Origin of the sequence: Pseudomonas sp. GW456-12-10-14-LB2, from assembly GCF_002884345.1 — a bacterium.
In the GTDB taxonomy this organism is placed as follows: Bacteria; Pseudomonadota; Gammaproteobacteria; order Pseudomonadales; family Pseudomonadaceae; genus Aquipseudomonas; species Aquipseudomonas paraglycinae.
In genome coordinates, this window is record NZ_POHV01000026.1 from 76,951 (window position 1) to 94,363 (window position 17,413).

Genomic DNA, 17,413 nt, shown 5'->3' on the forward strand with positions numbered 1-17,413 from the left:
GAGGACGTTCGGTTTTCCGAACGCGACCTGACGGTCAATTCGGTTAACCGGATCAGATTGACGGAAAAACACCATCACAAAACTTTAATAACGTTATAAATCAATGAATTAACCTGTACTGACTGGTCTGGCACGACTCATGCTCTACACTCCTTCGACGAATGCCCGTTGCGCCAACACAACAGGAGCCGTCAGGCATTCGAAGTACAAAGGGCCCGCTCAACCGGCTCCATAAAAAAAACAATGTCGAGGAAAATTTGATGCGCATCGTTCCCCATATCCTGGGCGCAGCCATTGCTGCCGCTCTGATCAGCACACCAGTTTTCGCTGCCGAACTCACCGGCACCCTTAAGAAGATCAAAGAGTCCGGCGTCATCACCCTGGGCCACCGTGACGCTTCCATTCCTTTCTCCTACATCGCTGACGCTTCCGGCAAGCCGGTCGGCTACTCCCACGATATCCAGCTGGCCATCGTCGAAGCGATCAAGAAAGACCTGGACCTGCCAAACCTGCAGGTCAAATACAACCTCGTGACTTCGCAAACCCGTATCCCGCTGGTGCAGAACGGCACCGTGGACGTCGAGTGCGGCTCCACCACCAACAACGTCGAGCGTCAGCAACAGGTTGATTTCTCCGTCGGCATCTTCGAAATCGGTACCCGTCTGCTGTCCAAGGCTGACTCCAAGTACAAGGATTTCGACGATCTGAAAGGCAAGAACGTCGTGACCACCGCCGGCACCACTTCCGAGCGCATCCTCAAGGCGATGAACGCCGACAAGCAGATGGGCATGAACGTGATCTCCGCCAAGGACCACGGTGAATCCTTCCAGATGCTGGAATCGGGTCGTGCCGTTGCGTTCATGATGGACGACGCCCTGCTGGCCGGCGAAGCCGCCAAGGCCAAGAAAGCCTCCGACTGGGCTGTAACCGGCACGCCACAGTCGTACGAAATCTATGGCTGCATGATGCGCAAGGGCGATGCGCCGTTCAAAAAGGCTGTCGACGACGCCATCAAGGCGACCTACGCCTCGGGCGAGATCAACAAGATCTACGAAAAATGGTTCATGCAGCCGATTCCGCCAAAAGGCCTGAACCTGAACTTCCCGATGAGCGACGAGCTCAAGGCCCTGATCGCCAATCCGACCGACAAAGCGGCTGACGACAAGAAATCCTGATTTCTGACTAACCTTATCCCCTGAGGAGGCGCCTGCCTTTTCAGGGGATGGTCACTCCCTGCTGGCATTTTCTGGAAACACTCGAACCGGTGGCTGTCGAGCCGATCGCGTGTGCCTGATTTTCACAATCAGGGCGGGAACGGAGCTTCCCCAGGCGGGCACTTGTACATCGATCGAATCGAGGGGAGACCCTAATGAATTACAACTGGGACTGGGGCGTGTTCTTCAAGTCCACCGGCGTGGGCAGCGAGACCTATCTCGACTGGTTCATTTCCGGTCTGGGCTGGACCATCGCCATCGCCATCGTGGCCTGGATCATCGCCCTGATACTCGGCTCGCTGCTGGGCATCATGCGCACCGTGCCGAACCGCATCGTGTCGGGCATCGCGACCTGCTACGTCGAACTGTTCCGTAACGTGCCGCTGCTGGTTCAGCTGTTCATCTGGTACTTCCTGGTGCCCGATCTGCTGCCGCCGGATCTGCAGGAGTGGTACAAGCAGGACCTGAACCCGACCACTTCGGCCTACCTGAGCGTTGTCGTCTGCCTGGGCCTGTTCACCGCCGCCCGTGTCTGCGAACAGGTTCGCACCGGTATCCAGGCGCTGCCACGCGGCCAGGAATCCGCTGCCCGCGCCATGGGTTTCAAGCTGCCGCAGATCTACTGGAACGTGCTGCTGCCTCAGGCCTACCGGATCATCATTCCGCCGCTCACCTCGGAATTCCTGAACGTGTTCAAGAACTCCTCCGTGGCGTCCCTGATCGGTCTGATGGAGCTGCTGGCGCAAACCAAACAGACCGCCGAATTCTCGGCCAACCTGTTTGAAGCGTTCACCCTGGCGACCCTGATCTATTTCACCCTCAACATGAGCCTGATGCTGCTGATGCGCATGGTCGAGAAGAAAGTCGCCGTGCCCGGCCTGATCTCCGTGGGGGGTAAATAATGGAATTCGATTTCAGTGGCATCGTTCCGGCCATTCCCGGCCTGTGGAACGGCATGCTGATGACCCTCAAGCTGATGGCGCTGGGCGTGGTCGGCGGGATCATCCTCGGCACCATCCTCGCGTTGATGCGCCTGTCCCACAGCAAACTGCTGTCGAGCATCGCCGGCGCGTACGTCAACTATTTCCGTTCGATCCCGCTGCTGCTGGTGATCACCTGGTTCTACCTGGCAGTGCCGTTCGTGCTGCGCTGGATCACCGGCGAAGACACCCCGATCGGCGCGTTCACCTCGTGCATCGTGGCGTTCATGATGTTCGAAGCGGCGTACTTCTGCGAAATCGTCCGGGCCGGCGTGCAGTCGATCCCGAAAGGCCAGATGGGCGCGGCGCAGGCACTGGGCATGACCTACGGCCAGATGATGCGCCTGATCATCCTGCCCCAGGCGTTCCGCAAGATGACCCCGCTGCTGCTGCAGCAGAGCATCATCCTGTTCCAGGACACCTCGCTGGTCTACACCGTGGGCCTGGTGGACTTCCTCAACGCCTCGCGCGCCAGTGGCGACATCATTGGCCGCTCGAATGAGTTCCTGATCTTCGCAGGTCTCGTGTACTTCACCATCAGCTTTGCCGCCTCGGTGCTGGTCAAGCGTCTGCAAAAAAGGTTCGCCGTATGATCTCTATCAAGAACATCAACAAGTGGTATGGGGACTTCCAGGTGCTGACCGATTGCAGCACCGAGGTCAAAAAGGGTGAAGTGATCGTGGTCTGCGGTCCGTCCGGTTCGGGCAAGTCGACCCTGATCAAGTGCGTCAACGCACTGGAGCCGTTCCAGAAAGGTGACATCGTGGTCGACGGCACGTCGATTGCCGATCCGAAGACCAACCTGCCGAAACTGCGCTCGCGCGTCGGCATGGTGTTCCAGCACTTCGAACTGTTCCCGCACCTGACCATCACCGAAAACCTGACCATCGCGCAGATCAAGGTGCTGGGCCGCAGCAAGGAAGAGGCGACCAAGAAAGGCCTGCAACTGCTCGAGCGCGTCGGCCTGTCGGCTCATGCCCACAAACATCCGGGCCAGTTGTCCGGCGGTCAGCAACAGCGTGTGGCGATCGCCCGTGCGCTGGCGATGGACCCGATCGTCATGCTGTTCGACGAACCGACCTCGGCGCTCGACCCGGAAATGGTCAACGAAGTGCTCGACGTGATGGTGCAGCTGGCCCACGAAGGCATGACCATGATGTGCGTGACCCATGAAATGGGCTTCGCCCGTAAAGTGGCCGACCGCGTGATCTTCATGGACGCCGGCAAGATCATCGAAGACTGCAAGAAAGAAGAGTTCTTTGGCGACATCAGCCAACGCTCCGAACGCGCGCAGCATTTCCTCGAGAAAATCCTGCAGCATTAAAAACGGCTGCATTCCCCGACATCCTCTGTCGGGGAATGCAGGTGGTTGACCCAAGGCATCTGTGATGAAATGCGACCCCACTCTCTATCGCGCCACGCCGCCATCACTTGCCGTGAAACCCCGTCTGATCCGCCACCTGTTCCTGCCGCCGCTGGTCATCGCCCTGATGATCGGACTGGGTTACATCGGCTTCTGGACCAGCGAACATTTCGGCATCCGCAGCCTCGGCGAAAACGGCCAGCGCCAGCTGGAACTGCACGCCCGCGCGGTCGAAAGCGAGATCAGCAAATACACCTACCTGCCCAGCCTGCTGGAACTCGAATCGAGCGTTTCGCAGTTGCTGGACGACCCGACCCCGGAACACCGGCAAACGGTCAACGATTACCTTGAAGGCCTGAACCGACGCAGTCGCAGTCGGGCCATCTATGTCATGGACACCACAGGCCGCGTCATGGCCACCAGCAACTGGCGCGACGTCGACAGTTATCTCGGTGAAGACCTGTCGTTCCGCGCCTACTTCCAGAATGCCATCCGCGGCCAGCCCGGACGTTTCTACGGGATCGGCAGCACCAACGGCGAACCCGGTTATTACCTGGCTCACGGCCTCGAAGAACACGGCAAGATCATCGGCGTCGCGGTGGTCAAGGTGCGCCTGGAAGCCATGGAAGAACGCTGGCAACGAGCGCGTCTCGAAGCCTTCGTCAGCGATGAAAACGGCATCATCATTCTCTCCAGCGATCCGGCCCGGCGCCTGAAATCGGTCATACCGCTGAGCGACGAGACCAAGGAAAAACTCGCACGCAGCCTGCAGTACTACTGGTTTCCGCTGAACGAACTGCAACCGCTGGCCCGCGAAACCCTGTCCGAAGGTGTGGAGAAACTCACCTTCCCGGCCAACAGCGAAGTGCCGAGCCAACAGGATGGCGATGAGGAAAACATCAGCTATCTGGCGCAAACCCGACCGCTGAGCGATACCCCGTGGAACTTCACCCTGCTCACGCCGTTGCAGGATCTGCGGCGCGAGGCGATCAATCAGGGGATTCTGGTGGCCGTGGCATTTGCCTTGGTCGCGTTCCTGCTGATCGCCTGGAACGAACGGCGCAAGGTCATCGCCACCCGCCTCGCCGCCCGTGAAGCCCTGCAGGAAGCCAACAATCAGCTGGAGCGTCGGATTACCGAACGCACCGCCGACCTGCGCGCCAGCAACGACCGGCTCAAGAGCCAGATCCGCGAACGGCGTCAGGCCGAAGAGACTTTGCGCCGTGCCCAGGACGAACTGGTGCAGGCCGGCAAACTCGCGGCGATCGGCCAGATGTCCACCAGCATCGCCCACGAACTGAACCAGCCGCTGGCGGCGATGCGCACACTGTCGGGCAACACCATCCGCTTCCTTGAACGCGGCCAGCTCGATGTCGCCAGCACCAACCTCAAGACCATCAACGACCTGATCGACCGCATGGGCCGGATCACCGCCAGCCTGCGCTCCTTCGCCCGGCGCGGTGACGACAAGGGTCGCGCCAGCCTTGGCAAAGCGGTGGATGCCGCGCTGCAAGTGCTCGGCGCCCGCGTCGAAAGTGCCTCCCTGCAACTGCATCGCCAGTTCGACGACGTGCAGGTGCAGATCGACCAGACGCGCCTGGAACAGATTCTGGTCAACCTGATCGGCAACGCCCTCGACGCCATGCAGGCGCAACCGCTGCCGGAACTGTGGCTGGAAGGCGAAGAATTCAACGGCAAATATCGCCTGCGGGTGCGCGACAACGGTCACGGCATCGACGCCGAAGCGCGCAAGCACCTGTTCGAACCGTTCTTCACCACCAAGCCCGGCGAACAGGGTCTCGGCCTCGGCCTGACCCTGTCGGCCAGTCTGGCGGCCGCCACCGGCGGGCATCTGGGTGTCGAACACCCGGCCAGCGGTGGTACCACTTTCGTCCTCAGTTTACCGTTGGTAAGCCCTACTCCTGCCGAGCCAATATGAACAACGACCTCAGTGTATTGATCGTCGAAGACGACCCCCATGTCCTGCTCGGCTGCCAGCAGGCGCTGACGCTGGAAGACATTCCCTGCATCGGCGTGGGCAGTGCCGAAGAAGCGCTGGAGCAGGTCGGTGACAACTTCGCCGGGATCGTCATCAGCGACATTCGCCTGCCGGGCATCGACGGCCTGGAACTGCTGACCCGGCTCAAGCAGCGCGACCGCAGCCTGCCGGTGGTGTTGATCACCGGCCACGGCGACATCTCCATGGCCGTCGGCGCGATGCAGAAAGGCGCCTACGACTTCATGGAGAAACCGTTCTCCCCAGAACGACTGGTGGACGTGGCCCGCCGAGCCCTCGAACAACGCAGCCTGAATCGCGAAGTCTCGTCCCTGCGCCGGCAACTGGCCGAACGCGATTCCCTTGAAGGTCGGATCATCGGCCGTTCGCCAGCCATGCAGAACCTGCGCGAGCTGATCGCCAACGTCGCCGACACCTCGGCTAATGTGCTGATCGAAGGCGAAACCGGTACCGGCAAGGAACTGGTCGCCCGTTGCCTGCATGATTTCAGCCGCCGTCACAGCAAACAGTTCGTTGCGCTGAACTGCGGCGGGCTGCCGGAAAACCTGTTTGAAAGCGAAATCTTCGGTCACGAGGCCAACGCCTTCACCGGCGCCGGCAAGCGGCGGATCGGCAAGATCGAACACGCCGACGGCGGCACGCTGTTCCTCGATGAAGTGGAAAGCATGCCGCTGCCGTTGCAGATCAAACTGCTGCGGGTGTTGCAGGAGCGCACTCTCGAACGCCTCGGCTCGAACCAGAGCGTGGCGGTGGATTGCCGGGTGATCGCAGCCACCAAGTCCGACCTCGACGAATCGAGCAAGGCCGGGGAATTTCGCAGTGACCTGTACTACCGCCTCAACGTGGTAACGCTGGAACTGCCGCCCCTGCGCGAACGCCGCGAAGACATCCTGCAACTGTTCGAACACTTCACCCAGCAATCGGCCCTGCGTTTCGACCGCGCGCTGCCGGAGCTGGACAACCAGACCCTGTCGAGCCTGATGAGCCACGACTGGCCGGGCAACGTGCGCGAGCTGCGCAACGTCGCCGAGCGTTTTGCCCTCGGTTTGCCGGCGTTCAAGAAAACCGGCGCGGGTAGCGCAGGCCAGGGCCTGGCGTTCGCCGAAGCGGTGGAAGCGTTCGAACGCAACCTGCTCAGCGACGCCCTGCAACGCAGCGGCGGCAACCTGACCCAGGCCAGCCTGGAACTGGGCATGGCCAAGACCACGTTGTTCGACAAAGTGAAAAAATATGGCCTGAGCCATTAAGCGAGAACGACGTGGATCTGATTTTCAAGGCAATGCTCGGCGCGGCAGTGGTGGTGATCCTCGCCATGCTGGCCAAGACCAAAAACTACTACATCGCAGGGCTGGTGCCGCTGTTCCCGACCTTCGCCCTGATCGCCCACTACATTGTCGGCAAGGGCCGTTCGATCGACGACCTGAAGACCACCATCGTTTTCGGCATGTGGTCGATCATTCCGTACTTCGTCTATCTGGCGACCTTGTACGTGATGGTCGACCGCATGCGCCTAGAGGCTTCGCTGGCGGTCGCGGCGGTGGCGTGGCTGATGGCGGCGACGGTGCTGGTGTCGGTGTGGGTGCGGCTTCACGCCTGAATCAGACGTAGGTATCGGTGCACCGCTCGTCTGAAAATCACGATGACCTGTTAGATCTGACAGTAGACGGACCTCATCGGTAGCTGCTCAATCTCCCTATACGCAGGGGACTGCAGCGCTACCTTACTTGAGGCAAAAACATGGTCAGCCTATCGAGCAACACTAACGCTTCGACTCAGCAACTTGTCTTTTCAACGGATCACGACCCCTTGCGCATAATGGCGGATGTCCCGCCGTTCATTCCGGGGGCGAAAGCGCTGGCAAATAACGTCTACGGCGTGAATCGAAACATGGTGAATAGCGATCGACGGGGACTATTGGGTTACTTTTTCCCGTACTCGGACATGGACAGTCTGGACTTCATACAGTTACTCATCGGGACACCTCCCAGACCTGTCGGCGCCCCCATTTCGGTAGGATCAAACGTCGACAAACCGGTACCGTTTTACCTGCCGTCTGATCTTCTGAATCAGTTGTTTTCCTCCCCCATCCCCATGCCTGATGCGTTGCCGTTGGTGTTCAAAGTCACACGTCCGAGCGGAAATACAAATACCTCTCCGCCCCTGTCTCTGCTGTTCAAACCCTTCGGTCCCGGTGAAGAAGATACACGGCCCGACAAGCCCAACAACCAGGGACTGGCACGGCCAATTCCCTCGGAGACGGTAATTGACAAACCCGTGCTGGACAATGGCATGACCGTCACTGTGCCGCAGTACCGGTATCAGGCAATCGGCGACACGGTTTATCTGATGGTTGGCCCGCTTGGCCTGAGCGTAACGGTCACCGCTTTGGGGGAGGTATTTTTTGACTTGCTTCCCGAATTCCTGGCCAGGCTGCCCAACACCGACAAGGTGGCGCTCAGTTATGAACTCGAAGACCGGGTGCACAACGCCAGTGGATGGTCAAGCGCAGTCATGCTGTCCCTGAAGCCTACCGCTGTGCTTCTCCCGCCCCCCCAGGTAGATGAAACGGATGCTGCAAACAATCTCGACTACAGCAGCCTAGCCGGCGCTGCGGCAACAGTTCTTTTGACGGACCAATTCAGCATTGGCGATAACGTACTACTCACCATTGTCCTGTTTACTTCCCGGGGTGACCGGGTCGAACATGTGATCGAAAGGACGATGGAGGCCAACAGCCGGCTTTTGCAAATACCGTTGCCAAACGAGCTCATTCGAAACGTCATCAAAGGTCTGTTTACGCTCAGCTACACGAAAAAACGCGGCACGATCACTCAGAGCTCCAAGTCCACTACCGTTACCGTCAGCGCAAGCAAATCCGAAAACCCCGCCGCTGCCCCGACCATTACCGAACAGAAAGGAGACGAACTACCTGCGGACACCACGCTGGCGCATGTCGTGATCCCCAAATACTGGCCTTTGGCCAACGATGCAAAGATGACAATGTTCTGGCAGATAACCGGATCAGACGGGGTGGTGAACATGTATATGTTCAGACAATTCATTGTCGATGCAACCCAGAAGGTTGTCTTCACAGTGCCAGCCGACTACATCAAACGGTTCGCAAGCAAGCGATTGATCGTTGCCTACGAAATCGAAAATCCGGGAACGCCCTCAGTGCAGTCCGAGCCGTTGCTGCTTGAGATCGGTGCCTCACAAACGCAGACGCCTACAATTACCGCAACAATCAACACTCAGACCAACCAGCCTGTACTCAATGGGGGTACCACGACGGCAGTCAGTGTGACCGTGAGCGGCAGCTCGTCGGAAGACGAAAACCTGCAGATTCTGAACGGAAGCACACCGCTCGGTAATACGACAGCAAGATCGACCGGCAAATGGGACTTCACCTTTGTAGTCGCTGCACCAAATACTTATCAAATAATGGCCAAAGCGCTGTCCGGGACCAACCCACTCTCGAACACGTGGACGTTCAAAGTTGTCGCGCCTTTGAGCCTGGGCCAGAATCACTCACAGAATGCACAAGGCTGTTACAACTTCCGGGGAGTCAATCCACAATCACCACTGGCGCAAGGCATTTACCATCGATCCGCCACAGGAGGCACCCCACCATTCCGGTACTACTCTTCAAATCCGTCGGTCGCCTGGATAGATATAAACACCGGAAGAGTGCATGCGACGGGCAACGGGACAGCAATAATCTGGGTTTATGACAGTGCAGGTGGCACTGCGTTTTACGCCATCACTTTTTACAATGTTCAACGACTCGAATTCGGTTACACCACCTGGACCCTACCGGACCAACCCAACCTGGCAAACTACGGATTGACGCTAGGGGAGCTGGAAGTCGTCAGGAGAACGTACCGCGGCCCGGCGGGTACCGCGACCCAAAGAATGGGCCTGCCAAACGAACTGTATTGGTCAAAAGAAAATATTCTTTACAACCCCGATGGTTCCTGGAGTCCGAACGCTTGGGCGATGTGGCTTTCCAGTATGGGTTCTGACTTGGGCATCTCAGCTTACGGAGAACGACGAGCCTGGCTTTATAAGATCGCAGGATGATTGGCAAGACGACAAACGCGCGGATCGGAGAAGCCTTGGCGACTGACACCCCCGAGGCTTCGCCCTACTCTCCCTACAACAAATTCCCTTCCGCCACCGGCTCGATCTGCGCCCAGTGCGACGTGTCTTCGCGGTGCTCGCGCAGATACGGCAACACCGCCGCCAGCAACGGCTCCTTGAACGCTTCCTGAAAACGGTGCGCCAGCCCCGGAATCAGCCGCAGCTGACTACCACGAATGTGTGCCGCCAGATGTACGCCGTGCATCACTGGCAACAAAGGATCCGCCGTGCCATGCACTACCAGCGTCGGGACGCGTAGTTGATTGAGCAACGCCACCCGGCTCGGTTCGGCGAGGATCGCCATGATCTGGCGCTTCACGCCTTCGGGATTGAACGCTCGGTCATAGGACAGCGCCGCTTGATGCAGCAACGCCTCGCGATCATCGCTGACTGAAGGACTGCCCAGCGCCGCCAGCAGATCGGCCTGTTGCTCAAGCGCGATCTGGCGATTGGGCGCGCCACGTCGTGCCAGCAACTGCACCAACGCCGCGCTCGGCGCCGGCAACCCTTCGGCGCCGGAGCTGGTCATGATCAGCGTCAGGCTCTCGACCCGTTGCGGCGCCATGGCCGCCATGTGCTGGGCGATCATCCCGCCCATGCTCGCGCCGAGCACGTGGAATTGCTCGACGTGCAACGCATCCATCAGGCCCAGCGCATCATCGGCCATGTCGGTCAGGCTGTAAGGCGCCGCCACCGGCAGGCCGAGCTTGTAGCGCAGTACCTCAAAAGTCAGGTTGGCTTCCACCGGCGTCTGGCGCCAGGTCGACAGACCGACATCGCGGTTGTCATAACGGATCACCCGAAAGCCTTGCTGACACAGCGCAACCACCACTTCATCCGGCCAGTGGATCAACTGCCCACCCAGGCCCATCACCAGCAACAGCGCCGGATCCGACGCACGACCGACGCTCTCGTAGGCCAGGCTCACCTGCTCCAGATCGACCCGTTCGGTCGGTACATTGACGTCGCAACGCGACGCCGCATTGGAGGCCGGAACGAAAAAAACCGCGGCCAACAACGCCGCGATTGCAAAAAATCCCTTGAACATGAAAAACACCGAAACGCAGAACCCCAGTAGAGCGCGAGTCTGATGAAGTTTGTTCAAGCGCGCTGCCACAGTTCGATGACAGTTTGATGAAGAGTGCCGAGCGGTCGACACTCTTCATCCGGTGCTGCCGTTACGCCAACTGACTGCGCAACTGCCGCGCCGCTGCCACCATGTTCACCAGCGCCGCTTCGGTCTCGGGCCATGCGCGGGTCTTCAGGCCGCAGTCCGGGTTGACCCACAGGCGCTGCGCCGGGATGCGCTTCACGGCCTTGCTCATCAGTTTCACCATCTCGGCAGTGTCCGGCACCCGCGGCGAGTGGATGTCGTAGACGCCCGGGCCGATGTCGTTCGGGTAGTCGAACGCTTCGAAGGCTTCGAGCAATTCCATGTCCGAGCGCGAGGTTTCGATGGTGATGACGTCGGCGTCCATGTCGGCGATCGCCTTGATCACGTCATTGAATTCGCTGTAGCACATGTGGGTGTGGATCTGGGTTTCATCCTTCACGCCCGACGCTGTCAGACGGAACGCTTCCACCGCCCAGTCGAGGTATTCCTGCCATTGTTCACGGCGCAATGGCAAGCCTTCGCGGAAGGCCGCCTCGTCGATCTGCACGATCTTGATTCCGGCGTTTTCCAGATCCACCACTTCGTCCCGCAGGGCCAGCGCCAGTTGTTGCGCCTGGACTTTGCGCGACACATCTTCACGGGGGAACGACCACATCAGCATGGTCACGGGACCGGTCAGCATGCCTTTCATCACCTTGTCCGTCAGGCTCTGGGCGTAGGTGATCCAGTCAACGGTCATGGCGTTCGGACGGCTGAGGTCGCCGTAGATCACCGCCGGTTTGACGCAACGGGAACCGTAGCTCTGGACCCAGCCGAAGCGGGTGAACAGGTAGCCGTCGAGCTGCTCGGCGAAGTACTCGACCATGTCGTTGCGCTCGGCTTCACCGTGCACCAGTACATCCAGCCCCAGACGTTCCTGCACCTGTACCGCGTGGCGGATTTCGCTGCGCATGGCGTCGTGGTAATCGTTGGCCGACAGCTTGCCCTGCTTGAACGCCTGACGGGCCAGACGAATCGAGCCGGTCTGCGGGAACGAACCGATGGTGGTGGTCGGGAACGTCGGCAATTTCAGACGCGCCTGCTGTGCGGCGATGCGCTTGGCGAACGGCGAATGACGCTGGCTGTCGCTGGCATTGATCGCCTCGATCCGCGCCTGCACGGCGGCCTTGTGAATACGCGGTGAACGGGCGCGACTTTCTTGAATCGCGCGGCTTTCGGCCAGTGCGCTTTGCACTTTCGGCGCTTGCGGGTCGTTCAGCGCATCACGCAAAACCGAGATTTCGCTGCACTTCTGCACGGCGAATGCCAGCCAGCTTTTCAGTTCCGGATCGAGCTTGTCTTCACGCTCGACATCCACCGGGCTGTGCAGCAACGAGCAGGAACTGCTGACCCACAGGTTGTCGCCAAAACGCTCCTGCGCCGGTTGCAGTTGTGCCAGCGCCTGCTCCAGTTCGCAGCGCCAGACGTTGCGACCGTTGACCAGACCCACCGAAAGAATCTTGTAGGTCGGCAGGCGATCGAGCACCTGACCCAGTTGATCCGGTGCACGCACGGCGTCGATATGCAGACCTTGCACCGGCAGGCCGACGGCCAGACCGAGGTTGTCTTGCAGACCGCTGAAATAGGTCGCCACCAGTTTCTTCAGCGGCGAGTACTGAAGGATGTGATAGGCGCGTTCGAAGGCGCTTTTCCAGGCTTGCGGCAGGTCGAGGGTGAGGATCGGCTCATCGATCTGCACCCACTCCACGCCCTGTGCGGCGAGGCGACCGAGGATTTCGTTGTACACCGGCAACAGGCGCTCAAGCAGATCAAGCTTGTCGAAGTCGTTGCCTTTCGCCTTGCCCAGCCACAGGTAAGTCAGCGGGCCGATGATCACCGGTTTGACGTTGTGACCGAGGGCTTTGGCTTCTTCGACTTCATCGAACAACTGCTCCCAGCTCAGCTTGAATTGCTGGTCTGCGCTGAATTCCGGGACCAGGTAGTGGTAGTTGGTATCGAACCACTTGGTCAGCTCTTGCGCGTACTGAGTCTTGCCGTGCTCGCCGCCACAGCAGGACGACGTGGCGCCACGGGCCATGGCGAACAGGGTGTCGAGGGTCGGCAGGCCGCGCTCGTCACGCACACCGTCGAAGCGCTCGGGGATCACACCGAAGGTCAGCGAGTGGGTCAGCACCTGGTCGTACCAGGCGAAGTCGCCGACCGGCAGCAGGTCGATGCCGGCATCCTTCTGCAGTTGCCAGTGTCTGGCACGCAGCTCGCGGCCGACCTGATTCAAAGCGGCCTGATCGAGATCGCCTTTCCAACAGGCTTCGAGGGCTTTTTTCAGTTCACGGTCGGCGCCGATGCGCGGGAAACCCAGGGTGTGTGCCACGGCCATGTCGAGTGTTCTCCATTGCGTAAAAGATGGCGCCATTGTCGACAGCCAGGGCAACATGAGACAAACTCAACCTTTTCGTGTTGATCACAAATTTTCCTCATGGAGCCTGCGGTGCTTGAGATCCGTCACCTGAAAACCCTGCATGCCCTGCGCGAAGCCGACAGCCTGGTCGATGCAGCCGACCGCCTGCACCTGACCCAGTCGGCGCTGTCCCACCAGTTCAAGGAACTGGAAGAGCGCATGGGCATGCCATTGTTCGTGCGCAAGACCAAACCGGTGCGCTTCACCAGCGCCGGCCTGCGCCTGCTGCAACTGGCCGACGCGACCCTGCCGCTGCTGCGCGCCGCCGAACGTGATATCGGGCGTCTGGCCGGGGGCACCGCCGGGCGTCTGCACATGGCGATCGAATGCCACAGCTGCTTCCAGTGGCTGATGCCGACCATCGACCAGTTCCGCGATGCGTGGCCGGAAGTCGAACTCGACCTCGCTTCGGGTTTCTCGTTTGCCCCGCTGCCGGCTCTGGCCCGGGGTGATCTGGATCTGGTGGTGACGTCCGACCCGCTGGAAATCGCCGGCATCACCTACGTGCCGCTGTTCACCTACGAAGCCATGCTCGCGGTCGCCAATCAGCACGCGCTGGCAAGCAAACCGTACATCGTTCCCGAAGACCTGCTGACCGAAACCCTGATCACCTACCCGGTGGAACGGGATCGGCTGGACATCTTCACCCGCTTCCTCGAACCGGCCGACATCGAACCGGCGCAGGTGCGTACCTCAGAGCTGACGGTGATGATGATGCAACTGGTGGCCAGCGGTCGTGGCGTGTGCGGCATGCCGCACTGGGCGCTGCATGAATACAGCTCGCGCGGTTACGTGAAGGGCAAGCGGCTGGGTGAGAAAGGTCTGTTCGCGACGCTGTACGCGGCGATCCGCGCCGACATGCTGGACGCGCCGTACATGCGCGATTTCCTGCTGACGGCCAAGGACACTTCGTTCTCGACCCTGGAGGGGGTCAGCGCGGTTCGTTGAGGCTGGCGGTCGGCACAGAAGGCGGGCACCACATGTGGATCTTGTCGAAATAGTCCTCGCCGACCCGCACCGCCATCGGCTCCAGGCCGAACTGGATGAAGCCGCAGCGCTGGTACAGCTGAAACGCCGCATCATTGCCGGCGGTGACGGTCAATTGAATGACTTTCAGCGCAGGATGCTGCTGTGCTTCACCCAGCACCGCTTCCATCAATTTCAGCCCCAGCCCGCGCTGACGAAAGTCGGCCGACACATACATGCCGAAGACCGTTGCCTTGTGCCGGGCCTTTTCCCGAGGCTCGAACGCCAGGCCGACGATGCCCGCCAGCCGGCCGTCTTCGAACGCGCCGAACACCGCGTCGAGCTTGCTGGTCAGGCGTGATTCCCACCAGCTCAGCGGCATCACTGCGCGCTCGCGCACGCTGGAGGTGAACGCCTGCGGATGCCGGTCATAGGCTTCCAGCATCAATTCGCGATAGGCCAGCGCATGACTGGCGTCCAGCCGTTCGATCCACATGTTCAGGCGGCCTTGCGCTGTTCAAGCATCAGCCGCACGGCCAGGCCGCCCAGCACGAAGCCCATGAAATAACGCTGCGCCGCCAGCCAGGTCGGGTTGTTGACGAACCACGACGCGATGCCCGCCGCGAACAGCGCGATCAGCAGGTTGACGCTGAAACTGACGCTGATCTGGGTCAGGCCGAGGATGATGCTCTGGGTGAACACCGAGCCGTGCTCGGGGGTGATGAACTGCGGGAATACCGAGAGGTAGAACACCGCGATTTTCGGGTTCAGGGCGCTGGTCAGAAAGCCCATGGTGATCAGTTTGCGCGACGAATCCGCCGGCAATTGTTGCGCCTCGAATGGCGAGCGGGCGCCGGGTTTCACCGCCTGCCAGGCCAGCCACAACATGTACAGCGCGCCGGCCCACTTCAACACTTCATAGGCCATCGGCACCGCGAGAAACACCGCGGTCAAACCGGCGGCCGCCGCGAACAGATGCACAAAGAAACCCGCCACCACGCCGAGCAGCGAGGTCACCCCGGCACGGCGTCCCTGACAGATCGACCGCGAGATCAGGTAGATCATGTTCGGCCCCGGCGTCAGTACCATCAGCAGTGCAGCGGCGGCAAAAATCAGCAGGTCTTGAAGCGGGATCATGACGAAGTCCTTTACACGAATGATCAGGCGATCGCGGTCAGCGAGGCTCGATAAAACGGCAGGATCAGGTCACGTGTCAATGGGGCGAGAATTACATTGCCGTCGGTGGCCGGGTCGATCCAGATCACCTCTTCGATCTCGGCAGCCGGCAACACTTGAGCATCGATGGTCAACTGAAAGATCTCGGCCTGCACGACGAATCCCGGCTCGTTGGCGGCGGGCGCCGAGAACTGGCCGAGAAAGCTCGCCTGCGCCGGATCGATCACCAGTCCCAGTTCTTCTTCCAGCTCACGGGCCAATGCATGCACCGGCAGTTCATGAGGTTCGATCTTGCCGCCCGGTTGCATGAACGCCGTAGTGCCGCGCTTGCGCACCAGCAGGGTCTGGCCGTCGGGGTTGAGCAGCAATGCGGCAGCAATGCGAATGATGGAATTATTTGTGGTCGACATGAACGGAAAGCCTTTGACTCAAAAAACGGCAAGCATCACACGCCCGCCGTTCATGAGCAAAGACTCGGCCGGAACCTCAGGTCGCTTCCTGGAAATCCATCTCCGGCGGCTGCCGGCGGAAACCACCCGTAAGCACCGCCAGGTACACCACGCCAATCGCCAGCCAGCTCAGGCCCAGATACACCGCCAGGTGATCAAGGCTGACCATCAGCCACAAGTCCGCCGCCAGGCCGATGAACGGAAAGATCAGGAACAGGATCAATTCGCGCAGGCCTTTTTTCTCGCCGCCGATCCAATAGTGAAAAATCACCGACAGATTGACCAGGCTGAACGCCAGGAACGCGCCGAAGTTGATGAACGAGGTCGAGGTGGTCACGTCGAGTTTCAGCGCCAGCAAGGCCACCACCGCACACAGCAGGATGCTGTTGACCGGGGTGCCGAAGCGCTCGTGCAAGGTGCCGAAGAACGACTTGGGCAGCACACCATCACGGCCCATCGCGAACAACAAGCGCGAACCGCTGGCCTGCGCCGACAGGCCCGAGGCGAACTGACCGACGATCAGGCCGATCAGGAAGATCGACACGAACAGGTCGCCGCCGATGTTGCGCGCAATCTCGTAGGCCGCCGAGTCGACGCTGTCGAACTGGAACGAGGGGTGGGCGATCTGTACGAAGTACGAGACACCGACAAAAATCAGCCCGCCGATCAGGGTGATCAACATGATTGCCCGAGGGATGGTGCGGCGCGGATCGCGGGTTTCTTCGGTCAAGGTGCTGACCGCATCGAAGCCGAGAAACGAGTAGCAGGCAATGGCCGCGCCGCTCATGATCAGCGGCATCTGCATGTCGCCGTTGAAGAACGGTTTGATCGACCACAACGGCGTGCTGGCATCGCCGCCAACGTAATGCACGCACAGTGCGACGAAGGCGATCAGCACCAGAAACTGCACCAGCATCAGCAAGGCGTTGATGCCGTTGGCCAGTTTCAAGCCGATGATGTTGATCGCGCTGGTGATGCCGATGAATGCCAGTACCCAGACCCACTGCGGGATCGACGGGAACGCCGAAGCCAGGTACGCGGCGCCGATCAGCCAGATCGCCATCGGCAGAAACAGATAATCGAGCAGCACCGCCCAACCGGCGATGAAGCCGAGTTTCGGGCTGATGGCCCTGCGCACGTAGCTGTAGGCCGAGCCGGCCACCGGGAACGCGGCGGCCATTCGGCCATAACTCATGGCGGTGAAAAACATCGCCACCAGCGCCGCCAGATACGCGGCGGGCACCATGCCGGCGGTGGACTGGGCGAGGATGCCGAACGTGCCGAGGACAATGATCGGCGTCATGTAGGCGATGCCGAACAGCACCACCGCCCCTAGCGAAAGGGTGCGTTGCAAACGAGCCATGGGCGACTTACTCCGGATTTTATTGGATTTATGGCAGAGGCCGAGTTCGGCGAATGTTTCGGGTGTTGCTTGTTTTTTTGTTCGACTGGAGATCCTTACCCCCTCACCCCAGCCCTCCCGAAACGTCGGACCGCCCCCAAGGGGGCGAGGGGGAAAGGGAGCCGATCTCCATG

The 17,413-nt window shown here is 60.2% G+C and carries 15 protein-coding genes; 9 read left to right on the top strand and 6 right to left on the bottom strand.

The genetic code is table 11. The features are described from left to right. Nucleotides 1-260: 260 nt before the first annotated feature. The 8 genes from C1X29_RS18720 to C1X29_RS18755 all read left to right on the top strand — a co-directional run bounded on the left by C1X29_RS18720 (nucleotide 261) and on the right by C1X29_RS18755 (nucleotide 9,654). Nucleotides 261-1,175 (top strand): glutamate/aspartate ABC transporter substrate-binding protein, encoded by a 915-nt coding sequence (locus C1X29_RS18720; protein ID WP_039765825.1) that lies wholly within the window; start codon nucleotides 261-263, stop codon nucleotides 1,173-1,175. Nucleotides 1,176-1,369: 194 nt separating this feature from the next. Continuing rightward, nucleotides 1,370-2,116 (top strand): amino acid ABC transporter permease, encoded by a 747-nt coding sequence (locus C1X29_RS18725; RefSeq protein WP_085745278.1) that lies wholly within the window; start codon nucleotides 1,370-1,372, stop codon nucleotides 2,114-2,116. Beyond that, nucleotides 2,116-2,787, top strand: coding sequence for an amino acid ABC transporter permease (locus tag C1X29_RS18730; RefSeq protein WP_007953172.1), 672 nt, complete (start codon nucleotides 2,116-2,118; stop codon nucleotides 2,785-2,787). The genes C1X29_RS18725 and C1X29_RS18730 overlap by 1 nt, the downstream gene beginning before the upstream one ends. Beyond that, nucleotides 2,784-3,518, top strand: a complete 735-nt coding sequence (locus C1X29_RS18735; protein ID WP_007953170.1) for an amino acid ABC transporter ATP-binding protein — start codon at nucleotides 2,784-2,786, stop codon at nucleotides 3,516-3,518. The genes C1X29_RS18730 and C1X29_RS18735 overlap by 4 nt, the downstream gene beginning before the upstream one ends. 64 nt (nucleotides 3,519-3,582) lie before the next feature. After that, nucleotides 3,583-5,496 carry a sensor histidine kinase gene (locus C1X29_RS18740; RefSeq protein ID WP_102718078.1) on the top strand — a complete coding sequence of 638 codons (1,914 nt, stop codon included), beginning with the start codon at nucleotides 3,583-3,585 and terminating at the stop codon, nucleotides 5,494-5,496. Further along, the gene (locus C1X29_RS18745) at nucleotides 5,493-6,821 is read left to right on the top strand and encodes a sigma-54 dependent transcriptional regulator (protein WP_039765821.1); all 1,329 of its coding nucleotides are present in this window, start codon (nucleotides 5,493-5,495) and stop codon (nucleotides 6,819-6,821) included. The genes C1X29_RS18740 and C1X29_RS18745 overlap by 4 nt, the downstream gene beginning before the upstream one ends. A gap of 20 nt (nucleotides 6,822-6,841) precedes the next feature. Further along, nucleotides 6,842-7,171, top strand: a complete 330-nt coding sequence (locus C1X29_RS18750) for a GlpM family protein (RefSeq protein WP_162831789.1) — start codon at nucleotides 6,842-6,844, stop codon at nucleotides 7,169-7,171. 140 nt (nucleotides 7,172-7,311) lie between these two features. After that, nucleotides 7,312-9,654 carry a hypothetical protein gene (locus C1X29_RS18755; protein WP_102718079.1) on the top strand — a complete coding sequence of 781 codons (2,343 nt, stop codon included), beginning with the start codon at nucleotides 7,312-7,314 and terminating at the stop codon, nucleotides 9,652-9,654. Between the two features lie 73 nt (nucleotides 9,655-9,727). On the opposite strand, the gene C1X29_RS18760 is transcribed toward C1X29_RS18755, so the two are convergent. After that, nucleotides 9,728-10,762: an alpha/beta fold hydrolase gene (locus C1X29_RS18760; RefSeq protein ID WP_085745281.1), complete on the bottom strand. Its 1,035-nt coding sequence runs from the start codon at nucleotides 10,760-10,762 to the stop codon at nucleotides 9,728-9,730. A gap of 130 nt (nucleotides 10,763-10,892) precedes the next feature. Then, nucleotides 10,893-13,205 (bottom strand): 5-methyltetrahydropteroyltriglutamate--homocysteine S-methyltransferase, encoded by a 2,313-nt coding sequence (gene metE / locus C1X29_RS18765; RefSeq protein WP_102718080.1) that lies wholly within the window; start codon nucleotides 13,203-13,205, stop codon nucleotides 10,893-10,895. A gap of 111 nt (nucleotides 13,206-13,316) precedes the next feature. Between metE and metR the strand changes: the two genes are divergently transcribed. After that, nucleotides 13,317-14,234, top strand: a complete 918-nt coding sequence (metR, locus tag C1X29_RS18770; protein ID WP_102718081.1) for a transcriptional regulator MetR — start codon at nucleotides 13,317-13,319, stop codon at nucleotides 14,232-14,234. Here metR and C1X29_RS18775 read toward each other — a convergent pair. The 4 genes from C1X29_RS18775 to C1X29_RS18790 form a co-directional block, all read right to left on the bottom strand. Further along, complete coding sequence (locus tag C1X29_RS18775; protein ID WP_085745283.1) at nucleotides 14,218-14,748, bottom strand: GNAT family N-acetyltransferase; 531 nt, start codon at nucleotides 14,746-14,748, stop codon at nucleotides 14,218-14,220. The genes metR and C1X29_RS18775 overlap by 17 nt on opposite strands. Nucleotides 14,749-14,750: 2 nt before the next feature. Then, the gene (locus C1X29_RS18780) at nucleotides 14,751-15,389 is read right to left on the bottom strand and encodes a LysE family translocator (protein ID WP_085745284.1); all 639 of its coding nucleotides are present in this window, start codon (nucleotides 15,387-15,389) and stop codon (nucleotides 14,751-14,753) included. 23 nt (nucleotides 15,390-15,412) lie between these two features. Then, the gene (locus tag C1X29_RS18785) at nucleotides 15,413-15,838 is read right to left on the bottom strand and encodes an NUDIX domain-containing protein (protein ID WP_085745285.1); all 426 of its coding nucleotides are present in this window, start codon (nucleotides 15,836-15,838) and stop codon (nucleotides 15,413-15,415) included. 76 nt (nucleotides 15,839-15,914) lie between these two features. Further along, on the bottom strand, nucleotides 15,915-17,240 hold the full coding sequence (locus tag C1X29_RS18790) for an APC family permease (RefSeq protein WP_085745286.1): 1,326 nt from the start codon (nucleotides 17,238-17,240) through the stop codon (nucleotides 15,915-15,917). Nucleotides 17,241-17,413: the final 173 nt, after the last annotated feature.